General features: G+C 51.3%; 8 protein-coding genes and 2 riboswitches. Of the genes, 7 read left to right on the plus strand and 1 reads right to left on the minus strand.

Going from position 1 to position 14,014, the window contains the following annotated elements; all coding sequences use genetic code 11:
- The first annotated feature begins 347 nt into the window (after positions 1-347).
- From JWJ90_RS07475 to JWJ90_RS07495, 5 genes are all read left to right on the plus strand, one after another.
- Positions 348-1,253 (plus strand): metal-dependent transcriptional regulator, encoded by a 906-nt coding sequence (locus JWJ90_RS07475; protein WP_205226581.1) that lies wholly within the window; start codon positions 348-350, stop codon positions 1,251-1,253.
- Between the two features lies 1 nt (position 1,254).
- Positions 1,255-2,070, plus strand: coding sequence for a FeoB small GTPase domain-containing protein (locus JWJ90_RS07480; RefSeq protein ID WP_205226582.1), 816 nt, complete (start codon positions 1,255-1,257; stop codon positions 2,068-2,070).
- 23 nt (positions 2,071-2,093) lie between these two features.
- Positions 2,094-3,512 (plus strand): ferrous iron transporter B, encoded by a 1,419-nt coding sequence (locus JWJ90_RS07485; RefSeq protein ID WP_205226583.1) that lies wholly within the window; start codon positions 2,094-2,096, stop codon positions 3,510-3,512.
- Between the two features lie 231 nt (positions 3,513-3,743).
- Positions 3,744-5,060, plus strand: a complete 1,317-nt coding sequence (locus JWJ90_RS07490; protein ID WP_205226584.1) for a cytidylate kinase family protein — start codon at positions 3,744-3,746, stop codon at positions 5,058-5,060.
- Between the two features lie 103 nt (positions 5,061-5,163).
- A complete protein-coding gene (locus JWJ90_RS07495; RefSeq protein WP_205226585.1) occupies positions 5,164-7,044 on the plus strand; it encodes a hypothetical protein in 1,881 nt (626 codons plus the stop codon).
- Between the two features lie 32 nt (positions 7,045-7,076).
- Here JWJ90_RS07495 and JWJ90_RS07500 read toward each other — a convergent pair whose 3' ends face one another.
- Positions 7,077-8,855, minus strand: coding sequence for a putative Na+/H+ antiporter (locus JWJ90_RS07500; protein ID WP_205226586.1), 1,779 nt, complete (start codon positions 8,853-8,855; stop codon positions 7,077-7,079).
- Between the two features lie 178 nt (positions 8,856-9,033).
- Positions 9,034-9,214: riboswitch (cobalamin riboswitch) on the plus strand.
- A gap of 155 nt (positions 9,215-9,369) precedes the next feature.
- A riboswitch (cobalamin riboswitch) is annotated at positions 9,370-9,557 on the plus strand.
- A gap of 143 nt (positions 9,558-9,700) precedes the next feature.
- On the opposite strand from JWJ90_RS07500, the gene JWJ90_RS07505 reads away from it, so the two are divergent.
- Positions 9,701-11,836 carry a methylmalonyl-CoA mutase family protein gene (locus tag JWJ90_RS07505; protein ID WP_205226587.1) on the plus strand — a complete coding sequence of 712 codons (2,136 nt, stop codon included), beginning with the start codon at positions 9,701-9,703 and terminating at the stop codon, positions 11,834-11,836.
- Positions 11,833-14,013, plus strand: a complete 2,181-nt coding sequence (scpA, locus tag JWJ90_RS07510; RefSeq protein WP_205226588.1) for a methylmalonyl-CoA mutase — start codon at positions 11,833-11,835, stop codon at positions 14,011-14,013. The genes JWJ90_RS07505 and scpA overlap by 4 nt, the downstream gene beginning before the upstream one ends.
- The last annotated feature ends 1 nt before the right edge of the window (position 14,014 follow it).

Raw genomic sequence — 14,014 nt, forward strand, 5'->3', positions numbered from 1 at the left:
GAAAGAATTCGTTTATAGCTCAGTTTCACCCGCCGCCTTCTGGGCATCTATCAGCACGCCCCCTTCATTGTTTGAAGCACGAAGATAAAGTTTACTTTAATCGGCATGTCACAAACAACAAAGCTGACGCACCGATGAACGCTCACGGAATCAGGAAAATCAGGAATATATCTTACCAATATTTTCTTCCGCCTTGTTACTGCGCTCTGTCAAGAGAGTAAAATCGGTCTTCCGGGCGTTTACAGGTTATCTCGTTTGACGGTTCACCCCTCCAGAAAGGTCAGCATACTAGGTGTTAGGATCAAAGCTGTCTATGCTGGCTCATGTGTCAGGATACACAAACGATTATGAGCGAACAGATACAGATACAGCATGCGTTAAAGTTTCTTGCAGAATGTGAGTACGAACGGCAGGAGGTGACCCCTGAATCGATTGCCGCGAAACTTACTCTTTCCCCTGCAGAGGGAGCAGCCTTGCTGCACAACCTGCAAGTCGCCGAATTAATCGAGCCAGAGCGGATACGGTTGACAGAAAGTGGGCGAGATTACGCCCTCCATGTACTCAAGGCCCACCGGTTGTATGAAACCTACCTGGCCAAAAAAACAGGGCACCACGCATCCCAGTGGCATAAACTTGCCGATGAACGGGAACATGAACTTTCCAGGCAGGATGTTGAAAAACTCGACGAGGAACTGGGATACCCGCGCTTTGACCCCCATGGCGATCCCATCCCCTCCTCTACAGGTGAAATGCCCAATAAACGGGGAGCATTGCTCTCAACCTATCCTGTTGGCTGGGTTGGCCGAGTTATCCACATAGAAGATGAACCTGCCCATCTCTACAGTCGCATCTCCCAAGCAAGCATTTCCACAGACTCCATTATCCGACTCGAGAAGAAGGACTCTCTGGAAATTGTCCTCTATCTCGAAGGTGAGCGTTTTTCTTTTCCATTGGAGGTGGCCGAGAAAATTACTGTGGTGGAGCTGGACGCAGGCGAACAGCTCGATGAAACGGTTCAGAGACTTTCTCGATTACCCATTGGTGCTCAGGCGCAGATAGTGGGGATGTCGTCACTGTGCCGTGGATTGGAGCGAAACCGGTTGCTTGATCTTGGCGTTGTGCCCGGGACCATAACCGTGGCCGAATTGATGAATCCTTCGGGCAGCCCGGTAGGGTATCGCATTCGTGGGGCCTGCATCGCCCTTCGTAAAGAGCAGGCTGATCGTATACGCATTCGAAACGTGGAGCAGTAAGATGGCACAAACATCAGGAGCGAACTGCAGCAACTGTCCTGCCAGTGGTGGAGGGAAGTTGGAACGGCTGGGTGTCAAGCTTGGACAATCCGATTTTGTCATTGCCCTCGCCGGGAACCCCAATACAGGAAAAAGTACGGTTTTTAACGCCTTAACCGGACTCAGGCAGCATACAGGAAACTGGCCAGGTAAAACTATCGCCCGTGCCGAAGGTGGATTTTCCCTGGGCGGAAAAAAATACAAACTGGTTGATCTGCCTGGCACCTATTCTCTGCTCTCTGCCACCGAAGACGAGGAGGTTGCCCGCAATTACATCCTTTTTGGTCGCCCTGATGTGACCGTTGTCGTGCTTGACCCCATGCGCCTGGAACGCAATCTCAACCTTGCGCTGCAGGTGCTTCAGATTACCGAAAAGGCTATTGTCTGCGTCAACCTTATGGACGAGGCCAGAGCGCACGGCCTTGAGGTCGATGCCCGTGGCTTGGCCCGCGACCTGGGGGTGCCGGTGGTTTTGGCAGCCGCCCGCCAGGGGGAAGGTATACAGGAGTTGCTGACTGAGATTGACGCCATGGCAAACGGCCGGAGCAGCTGTGCTCCACGAAAACTCAGCTATGACATCGGTTCGGTTCAGGAAAGCATTGATGAGCTGGCTGGAGCCCTTGGCGAAGCATTTCCCAATATGCCGCATCGAGAGTGGGTTGCCCTGCGCCTGTTGGAAGGAGACCCGCGCATTGTCGAGGCGGTCGCCTCTGGTGAGATTGGCGTTCTTGCCGAAGATCACGTATCGACAGAAACGATCAATGCCTGCAGCAGGTAACCAGATTCCCATAGATGAAGACAATGAAACCAGAAGATATCGTCAAACGCGCAAGTGAGCTGCGCTGGAAATTGCCCCAGGATTTTCATGATCGTTGGGTGGAGAAAGTGTATGCCGAATCGGCGCAGATTGCCGAGCGCAATGTGCAGCAGAAGGGCACATCCCACCGCCTGACCTGGGAACGGCGCCTGGACTCACTGTTGACCAACCGCTGGACTGGTGGCCCGATCATGGTCTTGATGCTGGCTGCGGTCCTGTGGATCACCATCATTGGGGCCAATGTACCCTCGGGCCTGCTGGCCAACCTGCTTTTGGATCATGGGCACCCTTTTTTAAAGGATCTGGCTCAATCGGCCCATTTTCCCTGGTGGCTTTCCGGTGTACTCATTGACGGCCTGTACCTGACTATGGCCTGGGTCATCTCTGTCATGCTGCCACCCATGGCTATTTTTTTCCCGCTGTTCACCATGCTCGAGGATTTTGGCTATCTGCCCCGCGTGGCCTTTAACATGGATCATCTCTTTCAGCGGGTCGGCGCCCACGGCAAACAGGCACTGACCATGAGTATGGGCTGGGGCTGTAATGCAGCAGGTATTGTGGCTACCCGGGTTATTGATTCTCCCCGGGAGCGGCTCATTGCCATTATCACCAACAACTTTGCCCTCTGTAATGGTCGCTGGCCCACCCAGATTCTTCTGGCCACTATTTTTCTTGGGGTTCTGGCACCACCGGCGGTTGCAGGCCTCGTCTCCGCTGTAGCTGTCCTGGGAGTGGCCCTGTTAGGGGTATTGCTGACCTTTGTCACCTCCTGGATGCTCTCGACCACAGTCCTCAAGGGGGAGGCCTCCACTTTTACCCTGGAACTGCCACCGTTTCGGCCACCGAATATTCTCAGAACCCTCTACACCTCACTTATTGACCGCACCCTGATTGTACTTTGGCGAGCCATTGTTTTTGCCGCACCGGCCGGTATTGTCCTCTGGTCGATCTGCAATATTCCTCTGGGAGACGCTTCTCTGGCTCAGTGGTTGGTTCACATCCTTGATGGCCCTGGCTGGCTGATCGGGCTCAACGGGGTTATTCTGGTTGCCTATATTGTCGCCATCCCTGCCAATGAAATTGTTATTCCCACCGTGCTGATGCTCACTGTCTTGACCACAGGCGTTGCCGGTGTTGGTGAACAGGGGGCCGGTGTCATGTTTGAAACCAGTGAAAACGCGACCCTGGCCATGCTGTTACAAGCCGGGGGCTGGACCACGCTGACCGCGGTCTGTTTGATGCTTTTCAGCCTCTGTCATAACCCCTGTTCAACCACCATTTATACCATTTACAAGGAGACCAAGAGCCTGAAATGGACCCTGGTATCCACATTCATGCCCATAGTGATTGGCATTGTCCTGTGCGGAGCGGTCGCCTTTGTTTGGCGTATGTTTTCCGGCTGAGACCGCCTGCGACATAGATTAAGAGACAGAGAAGAAACACACCTGCAATTCATGTATTTTTCAGGGCCCTGAGCTGGCCACTGATGAAGAACCGTCCACGACGGTTTCTGGTATTTCCCGAGCACAGATGCAATTTCCTGTCAGGCTGACAGTCAATTGCATCTGTGCTTTTTTTATGCGGCATCAGAAAACCGCCTTTAATTTTTTTTTAGCTGAAACAACCCAATAGTCATGAACAATAATCGTATTCAACGAACCCTGCTTTTTATCTGTGGCCTTTTTATCATGGCCATTGGCGTGGATCTATCGGTTAAGGCGAATCTTGGCGTCTCACCGATCTCAAGCATTCCCTATGTGTATTGTCTTGCCTTCCCTTTGAGTCTGGGGCAGACAACTATAGTCTTTAATATTCTTTTGATTGTCCTGCAGATTCTTGTGCTGCAACGTGCGTATCAATGGTTTCAACTCATTCAAATACCGGTTGTTTTTCTTTTTGGCTGGTTTATTGATCTGACGTTGCCCATGGTTGCCTGGATTGAGCCCAGCAATTACCTTACCCAGTCATTTTACTGCCTCTTAGGTTGCGTGGTACTGGCACTTGGAGTCTTTTTTGAAGTGAAAGCCAAACTGACCTATCTGCCGGGAGAAGGGTTGGCCATGGCCTTAAACAAACGTTTTGGGATTGAATTTGGTAAAACCAAAATTGCGGTGGATAGCTCCATGGTTATTGGAGGCATTCTCAGCTCACTGGTTTTTTTGGGAGATGTCCAGGGCATCCGCGAGGGCACCGTGGCCGCAGCAATACTGGTGGGGTACTGTGTTCGCTTTTTCAACCGGACGATTACATTGCCCAAGTCATGGATTGCTGTTGAATCCGGTACCCAATCTTCTTCCGTCGCTGTTGAACGCAAGGGAGCCGGCACCGAAACGTGCATTGTGACGATATCAAGAGAGTTGGGCAGTGGCGGCCATGCGGTGGGCAAGCTGGTGGCAGAAAAGCTGGGTATATCTTTTTATGATGAGGGACTGATTCAGCTTACTGCTAAGCAAAGTGGGTTTACTGCACAATACATTCAGGAAAATGAACAGCAACTGGCAAATTCACTCTTTTACACCTTGTATGAACAGAATTATGCCTATGTCGATGCGGTGATGCCGCCTCTTGATGCGCTGTTTATGGTGCAGAGTAAAATTATTCGGGATATCGCTGCGAAAGAGTCCTGCGTTATCGTTGGCCGTTGTGCTGATTTTGTCCTCAAAGACACCCCCTGCATCCTGAATGTTTTTGTCCATGCAGACGACGCCTTTCGTGAGCAGCAGATCATGCAACGGTACTCTCTTACTCAAGAGAAGGCTCAGGAAATGATGGAGGCCTCGGATCGTAAACGAGCCAATTACTGTCATCGTTTCACTGGCAAGACCTGGGGCAAGGCGGACAATTATACCCTGAGCCTGGAGAGTTCTGCCTTTGGTGTTGAGCAGGTAGCTGAGATGATTGTTCATGCCATGCAGCAAAACCGACGTATTCATGGGAGGGCTTTGGCTTGAGTAACCATCGGGCTATCCTGAAGATTGGGACCTTGCATTCCAGCCCACGGAGATGGTTCAGCGATCCCGTACTGATACAATCGGAACGGGGCATATTTCTGACTTGACTTCGAAAGATACCTTTGCAGGGTTTGAGCATCTGCTGCTTAAGGAGAATTTCTCTTGCCAGATGCTCTGGCGCGGGCTTGATATGCTCAAATTCTGGCTTTCCCATGATCTTCGAGAATGTAGACGTCTTGGCAGAATGATGAGAAGCTGGAACAGAGCCGTGCCACTACACCTTTATAATGTGGATAGTCTTCCAGAAGGCCACTGGTTTTGGCGATTACTCGCACCGCTTTTCCTCTCCCATTTTTCTGGGAGTACCTGGCATGTCCGTCACGACAAGGCGGCCGCTGTTGAGCAATGGCTCATCAGACACGGCGTTGGTCAGATAGAGCGAGAGTTCCATCCTCCTTGTCCGGTGAGTACGTATATCTATGACGAACAAGAGCAGCACATGCTTAGCTGGATGGAGGCACTCGCGCTGGTTAATCCGGTTTCAAGCCCCTATGTGACGGAGTCTCTGCTCTGTTGCGTCGCCCGGAAGCTGTTGCCAGAGGTGAACGCCAGTCAGGCCGCCATTCTCATCGAGCGGATGAAAACAGATTTTGCAATGAGCCATCTGGACGAACAGGGGCGTCTCCTTTGGCGTGGACAACCCGAAGCGCCAGAGACAGTGAAAGATGGATTGCGATCCCAGTTGAATGAACATCGGCACGAGATACTCTCGCAGCTTGAGTCTCCCCTCAGCCTGTGCTGCATGCATCAACTGCTGGAACCAATCTTGCCCCTTCAGGAGCAGGTTCCTCTCTTGGAGCGCCTCGTTAAGCGTATAGAGGCGACCCGGCAGTATGACCTTATCTCCTTGTACTGGTTGCCCATGATCGGACCAATGTTTTCTGTGGATGAGGAGGTTGAGAACCGCTTTAGCAAGGTCTCTATCTATCAAATGCTGCGACCTTCTGTGCTTGATTCGCTCCTTACACTCTTTGAACGCAACTCTCAGTTTCACGAAGCTCTTAAGTTGGCCACCTACCTACAACCACTCAATCCTGTGCAGTACGGTATAACAATATCCTCTTTGCAGGAACGACTTGGCAACTTTGAAGAAGCTTATTCCCAGGTAGAACGCATTGCCTTGCCTGCTCAAGTCAATGCGCCACAGAGCGTCGCTGTTGCCCTTGTTCAGCGTCGCGCCTGGATGGTAGTTTGCGCACGGCTTGAGCATAAAAAAGCCCAAGGCAAGGAGGCTCTTGCAACCTTAGCCTCCTTGCTTTTTAGCCACAGCTCCAATAATCCCCCCCTGTGGCTCTGGCATTTTCATACCATTAAGGCCAGCTATGCGCAGTGGGATGGCGATTATATACGCGCAATTGTCCATTACCGTCAGTGTCTCTTGGTTCCTGGCCTGGGAGATTTTGAATACGGAGCAACTCTTGTTGGTCTGGCAAGCTCCCAGCGGTGCGCATTTCTTGGTGACTCCACCCTGGAAGAAATCATGCATCGTTCCATTAAAAATGGCGCGCTTGGGCTTATACTGAATAGGCGGGTCGGAGAGCATGATGGTATGCCGGGCGTACTTCATAATCAGGCGCTGACACTTCTTTATGCCCTGCTTTACAAGCTTCTTCCCCTGGAACGTATTGATGAGGTTTTGCTGCTGGCAAAGGAAGGATTATCAATGGTTGAAGCGGCAAATTCCGTAAAACACAGGGCAATATTGACCGCTGAGATATTGTTGGCCACTCTCCTTGCAAAGCAGGATACCACACCCTGGAGGAAGAAACTGCAGGCTTACGGACCCAAAGCTGAGGACTCTGAAAAAGAGCAGATTTTATCACTTCATACCCTCTGTGTCCGTCAATTTGGTCGTGGATTTCTTGAAGAATTTTGGGGCGAAGAAAAAAAATCCAGTCGTATCCTCACGTCAACAGGCTCCTGATGTCACGGATTGAGAAGGATTTCTTCCTCTGCCTATAGAAAAAAGAAACAGAGCCCCATGATTATGGTGGGGAGCAGGGCATACCCAAGTAACCGCAGGGGGGAAATACCGTTTGAAAAATAATTTTTCAACAGTGCCTGACCTGCTGGATTGGGTGCATTGGCGATAACCGTCAGGCCTCCACCTGTGACCGCCCCAGCGACAACCGCGTATTTAAGGCTCTCGGTAAATCCGGGCACCAGCGTGCTCAGGTAGGTAATTGCTGCATTGTCGTTAAAGGCAGTGAGAACAGCGGCGCTTAGCATCAAGGGGATCTCTCCCAAACTTCCCAGGACCGGTTCAATCCACCAGCCCTGCAACCCTCCATGGATGACCAGTCCTCCAAGGAAAAAACCAACCAGCATGGGCGGTTTAAAATTGATATTGTTCTGGAAAGGCCAGGTAACGTGGGAAAAACCGACAAAGAAGAGCAGGCCCGCCACGAACAGAGTCGGGTAATGGGCGTTCATGATAACCCAGATCATAAAAGCGACATGCACGGCCATGATCCAGCCGGGAACCTCCCCGCAGCGGTTATCCCAGTTGGGATCGCTGAGTTTGGGCCGTTTATCCCGAGGGAGCAGTCCTGGAACAGTGATGCTCATCTGTTGAATTTTGAGATCTTCAAACTCCTGCTCAAACGTTTCCTCAAGTAAAACACAGAAGGATTCGTCCAGCTCATCGCAAACGTCCATGGTCGATTCCCTGGCCGCATTTTTTATGTGCTCAATTTCCTTTTGCAGTCCTTCCCCAATACGTTCCTGAGCGGACTGAAGATCTTGCCTGAGATCGTCACGCTGGATGTATTTTTCCCTGATTTCCTGTTTAAGCTGAGTAAGGTTGAATTTGTTTTCCAATAGATTGATTTCTTTCCAAAAAAGAGCAAACACCAGGGCGTTGGATATTATGATGCCGATGATGGCTTTCCAGCCAAAGTTGGTCAGCATGAAGGGGAGCCCCCAGTCCCAGGGAGCCGCCACCATCAGTACCGGTGGGGCTGCAAAATGGGTTAGAGTTCCACCAACGGAAATATTGACAAAAAGAAGGGCAATAGTGGCGTATTTAAACCTGTGGCTTGGGTTGAGTTCGTAAAATTTTCGGGCGAGCAGCATAGCAGAGATCGTCATCGCCGCCGGCTCGGTTATGAAAGAGCCCAGAATGGGGCCCAGGGTCATGATAGTCAGCCACCAGGCAGCCAGGGTTCCCTGAAAGACTGAAGCGAAACGCGCCATGACTTTTTCAGAGAGTTTTAAAATGGGCCGGGAAGAAGCCAGTGTCATGATAACGACGACAAACATTGGTTCGGTGTAATTGACCCCACTGACATAGTGGATAAACGTGTTCCAGTCATAGCAAACCACTACAGATCCACATAAAACAACAGCCCAAAGTCCAAAGACGACCTCAACTTCGCCGAGAAAGTGAAAGATCTCGGCAGGAATATGTGTGGAGCGCTCAGAGACATGCCCCGCCTCTATCTTTTTTTGATGTTCAGCCTTCCAGGTATGTGCGTATGAGAGAAATTTGGAGCTGAGGAAGGTATGGATGATTGCTGCAAAAAAGATAAGCGTGGCAACCAGGTTAAAAGGTGTCTGCTGAATGCGGTGCCAGAGAATAGACCAGACGTTCTCAAGGTTTCCATCGGCATAACTTGCAAAATTTGGAGGGAAGTTTGTCGCCCCCTTGGCTGGCTGTCCGCTACCGGCAGCAAAAACTGTTGCTGCTGCAAGGATGCAAAGTAACAAAAGTAAGAACAGTGTTTGCTTTTTCATCTCTTTCCTTTGTCCGTGGTTCTTCATTGCTTATTCTTATTGTGCATATACCTTGATAGGAAAATATAAGCGATTTTTATTTGTTAATTAATTGATCGAGCATGACGAGACGAATTTTATTCTTGACAGAAGAACTTGAAAACGTTTAGTTAATACAACTTTCTAGTTGTATGAAGTAAGCATTACTCCATTTTCAGGTTCCGCAAGGAATAATAGGGAACCCCGTGAGATTCGGGGACGGGCCCGCCGCTGTATTCGAGGACGAACGCTGCAAGATATGTCACTGGCCAAAGGCTGGGAAGGCGCAGTTAGTAGGATGATTCGAAAGTCAGAAGACCTACCTGAGAAGATGACATGACTTTCCCCTTGGACCAGGGAGAGAACCGATACGTGGATAAACCAGGGCATCCCCGGATCAATTTTTATTGATCCGGGGATTTTTTTTTGTGTTTGTCGTGGCAAATATTGGGGGGCTGTTGGTCTGATGCATTAACGAAGTTCTGTTTTAACTCATTGTTATCAAAGAAAAATTGGCGCCATTGTATTGTGGCTTAAAAGGGAAAACGGTGCAAGTCCGTTGCGGTCCGGCCGCTGTAACCGAGGACGAAATTCGCAGTATGTCACTGATCATTTCTGGTCGGGAAGACGCGAAGAGTAGGGTGATTCGGAAGCCAGAAGACCTGCCGATTTTTTGATCAGCGTAAGCGGCCGTGGTTCCCGTTGTTGATCCCAGTACCTGTGCAGGCCCAAAAAAATGGTGTTCAGCGCAGGTACAGAATCAGGGGAACCCCCGGTCCAAATGGGACCGGGGGTTTTTTTTATAACCAAGCAACAAGGAGTAAAGAATGGGAACAGCATTGGACATTCTCAAGGATTTCCCTGCGAACACCCACGCCGAGTGGATGGAGGCTGTGGACAAGCAGCTCAAAGGGAAACCCTTTGAGAAATCCCTGGTGAAAAAAACCTACGAAGGCATTGATATTCAACCAATGTACTTCCTGCAAGACCTGGAAGGGTTACCTCAGGTAGACAGCTTGCCAGGAGCAGGCCCTTATGCCCGCGGGACAACAGCTTCAGGAAATAGGGTGAACACCTGGAATATTGCCCAGGAAATTACTCTGGCAAGCCCTGAGGATTTTAACAAGGCTGCGACATACGATTTGACGCGTGGTCAGAACAGCCTGAATATAATTTTAGATAAAGCTGCCCTGGCCGGTCAGGATCCGGAGGTCGCACCGGAGCTGGTCGGAAAGGGCGGCTTGTCTTTGACATGCCTCAGTGATGCAAAAATTGCTTTTAAGGATATTGATCTCACTCAGCATCCCATTCGTCTTTCCTGTGGGACATCGGGGATTGCCCCTCTTGCCATGATTGCAGCCCTGATCGAAGAGCAGGGTGGGGATACGAAACAACTTGAAGGCTCGCTTGCGGTGGATCCTTTGGGGGCTCTTGCAGTGGATGGGCAACTTCAAGGTTCGCTGTCCAATTACTATGATCGCATGGCGCAGTTGACACGATGGGCGCTGGAGCACGCTCCCAAGCTGCGTACCATTGCCATCAATACCGATGGCTATCGAAACAGCGGTGGCAGTGCTGTGCAGGATATCGGTTTCGCCCTTGCCACCGGCGTTGCCTATATCCGTGAGCTGATGGAACGTGGACTGGCCATTGATGATATTGCCTCAATGATGAGTTTTGAGTTTTCCATTGGCAACGATTTCTTTATGGAAATAGCCAAATTCCGTGCCGCTCGCATGACCTGGGCCCAGGTGATTGATTCCTTTGGCGGCAATGAGAACGCGCAAAAGATGTACATTCATGCTCGGACAGCTACCTGGAACAAAACCGAGGTCGACCCTTGGGTCAACATGCTTCGTGTCTCCACCGAGGCTTTTTCCGGGATTGCCGGTGGCGTTGACAGTCTGCATGTCAGCCCCTTTGACGAAATCTTCCGTACACCCAATGAGTTCTCAAGACGTATTGCCCGTAATGTCCATATCGTGCTCAAAGAAGAAGGGCATTTAGATAAGGTCGTAGATCCGACTGGTGGCTGCTGGTATGTGGAGAAGATCACCGCCCAGCTGGCTGAGTCTTCCTGGGCACTCTTACAGGAGGTTGAAAAAGCAGGTGGCATGAGTGCGGCCCTGGAAAAAGGCATGCCCCAGGACATCGTTGCCGAAGTCGCTGCCAAACGAGCTAAAAATGTAGCGACACGTACAGATCGTTTTGTCGGCACCAATATGTACCCCAACCTTCTTGAGAAACGACTTTTTGCCGAGCCCTTTGACCAACAGGGGTTCTGTGAACAACGGGTTCAGGCCGTCAAAGCCCATGCCAATACGGTCGACCAGGACAAGTGCGCAGAGGCCGTAGCCGCTTTGGGTGAACGTCTCTCGATCCTTGATGGTGAGCTGGTGGTTCGAGCCATCCAAGCCGCACGTCAAGGGGCAACGATAGGCATGCTCAGTACTGCGATTGCCGGTGAAGGAAATGAAACACTTTCAGTGAAACCGTTGCACATTCATCGGGGGACTGAACCCTTTGAACGTGTTCGTCGCGCGACAGAGGCTTTTACCGAAAAAACCGGGGCAACCCCGAAACTGTTTCTGGCCAACATGGGCCCGATTCCGCAGCATAAGGGACGCGCTGACTTCTCCACCGCATTTTTCAATGTGGGCGCCTTTGAAACCATTGCCAACGATGGTTTTGCCACCGTCGATGAGGCAGCCAAGGCAACACTCGATTCCGGTGCAAAGGCTGTGGTGATTTGTTCTACCGATGCCACCTATCCAGAGATCGTTCCAGACCTTGCCAAGCAGATCAAAGCGGCTGATCCTGGCATCATGATCATTCTCGCCGGGTATCCCAAAGACCATATTGAAGCCTTCAAAGAAGCGGGGGTGGATGAGTTTCTCCATGTTCGCGTGAATGCACTGGACCTGCTGAGCAAACTGCAAAAACATCTGGAGGTGATCGCATGAGCGCACCGGATTTTACCACTATTGGACTGAATCCCAAGGTCTCACCAGCCACTTATCAGGACTGGGCTGCCAAGGTTAAAGATGAAACCGGCATGAGCGCCGAAGACCTTGTTTGGCGTACGGTGGAGCAGATTGACGTCAAGCCCATGTATACCCGTAAAGATTACGATGGACTGGACCATCTGGGCTACATGGCAGGTATACCTCCGTATATGCGTGGTCCTTATGCCACCATGTTTGTACAACGGCCCTGGACGGTGCGCCAATACGCCGGCTTTTCTACCGCAGAAGAGAGTAACGCGTTCTATCGCCGTAACCTGGCTGCCGGGCAGATGGGACTTTCCATCGCCTTTGACCTGGCCACCCACCGTGGATATGACTCGGATCACGAACGTGTTGTCGGTGACGTGGGTAAGGCGGGCGTTGCCGTGGATTCGATTCTGGATATGAATATCCTTTTTGCAGGAATTCCGCTTGATCAGATGACGGTTTCCATGACCATGAACGGTGCGGTTTTGCCGATCATGGCCTTTTATATCGTCGCGGCAGAAGAGCAGGGCGTTAAGCAGGAGCAGTTGGGAGGCACCATCCAGAACGATATTCTTAAAGAATATATGGTGCGTAATACCTATATCTATCCACCGGCGCAATCAATGCGCATTATCTCGGATATTTTTTCCTACACCGCGCAAAATATGCCCAGATACAACAGTATTTCAATTTCGGGCTATCACATGGAGGAGGCGGGCGCGACCTCGGATATCGAAATGGCCTATACCCTGGCCGATGGTTGGGATTATGCCAGGGCCGGTGTCAATGCCGGAATGTCCATTGATAAATTTGCACCTCGGCTCTCCTTTTTCTGGGCGCAGGGGATGAACTATTTTATGGAGGTTGCCAAGATGCGCGCGGCTCGGGTTCTCTGGGCCAAGATCATCAAAACCTTCGATCCCCAAAACGTCAAATCCCTTGCCCTGCGGACCCACTCGCAAACTTCCGGCTGGAGTTTGACAGAGGGCGACCCCTTTAACAATGTCTGTCGTACCTGCATTGAGGGAATGGCCGCGGCCCTTGGCCATACCCAGTCCATGCACACCAATTCCCTGGATGAGGCCATAGCGCTTCCCACCGAGTTTTCTGCGCGTATTGCTCGTAATACACAGCTCTATCTGCAGGATGAAACGAACATTCTCCGACCTGCTGACCCCTGGGCAGGATCGTTTTACCTGGAAGCTTTGACTGGTGCCATTATGAGACGCGGCTGGGATCTGATCCAGGAGGTTGAAAACCTCGGTGGTATGGCCAAGGCCATTGAGACCGGTCTACCGAAGATGCGTATCGAAGAGGCCGCAGCGCGCCGCCAGGCGGGTATCGACTCCGGTCGGGAAAAAATAGTCGGTGTCAACTCGTACTGTCTGGACCAGGAAGAAGCCCTGGATACCCTTGAAGTCGATAACACTGCCGTTCGAGAAGCCCAGCTTAAACGTCTGGCCAAACTCAAGGCCGAGCGTGACGAAACCAAGTGCCAGTCGGCACTCAATGCTCTGACCCATTGTGCAAAAACCGGAGAAGGCAATCTGCTTGGCCTCTCCATTGAGGCGGCTCGCGCCCGGGCCTCACTTGGCGAAATCAGTTTTGCTCTGGAAAAAGAATGGGGGAGACATACGGCCGTGATTCGATCTATTTCTGGTGTCTATAAGTCAGAGTTCAGTGAAAAGGAAGAGGTACAAAAGGTCATTGCCATGACCAAGGAGTTTGAGGAAACCGAGGGACGCCGCCCCCGTATCATGGTGGCTAAACTTGGTCAGGACGGTCATGATCGCGGGGCAAAGGTTATATCCACAGCCTTTGCTGATCTTGGCTTTGACGTTGATATCGGCCCCCTGTTCCAGACCCCTGCAGAGGCCGCCCGACAGGCAGTTGAAAACGATGCCCACATTATCGGTTTCAGCTCGCTGGCCGCCGGTCATAAAACCCTGTTACCCGCTCTGGTTGAAGAGCTGGAGAAACTGGGTCGCCCGGATATCATGGCGGTTATCGGCGGCGTTATACCGGCCCCTGATTACCAGTATCTCTATGATCATGGCGCGGCTGCCATCTTTGGTCCAGGAACGGTTATTCCCGTGGCGGCGATGAAGGTGTTGGAGGAGCTGAAAGCCAGAATGCACGCCGAATAAG

It is taken from the genome of Desulfobulbus rhabdoformis, assembly GCF_016919065.1.
GTDB classification, from domain to species: Bacteria; Desulfobacterota; Desulfobulbia; order Desulfobulbales; family Desulfobulbaceae; genus Desulfobulbus; species Desulfobulbus rhabdoformis.

Coding starts and splice junctions, on each gene's coding strand:
- JWJ90_RS07475 (WP_205226581.1), top strand. CDS start 348: ATGAGCGAACAGATACAGATACAGCATGCGTTAAAGTTTCTTGCAGAA.
- JWJ90_RS07480 (WP_205226582.1), top strand. CDS start 1,255: ATGGCACAAACATCAGGAGCGAACTGCAGCAACTGTCCTGCCAGTGGT.
- JWJ90_RS07485 (WP_205226583.1), top strand. CDS start 2,094: ATGAAACCAGAAGATATCGTCAAACGCGCAAGTGAGCTGCGCTGGAAA.
- JWJ90_RS07490 (WP_205226584.1), top strand. CDS start 3,744: ATGAACAATAATCGTATTCAACGAACCCTGCTTTTTATCTGTGGCCTT.
- JWJ90_RS07500 (WP_205226586.1), bottom strand. CDS start 8,855: ATGAAAAAGCAAACACTGTTCTTACTTTTGTTACTTTGCATCCTTGCA.
- JWJ90_RS07505 (WP_205226587.1), top strand. CDS start 9,701: ATGGGAACAGCATTGGACATTCTCAAGGATTTCCCTGCGAACACCCAC.
- scpA (WP_205226588.1), top strand. CDS start 11,833: ATGAGCGCACCGGATTTTACCACTATTGGACTGAATCCCAAGGTCTCA.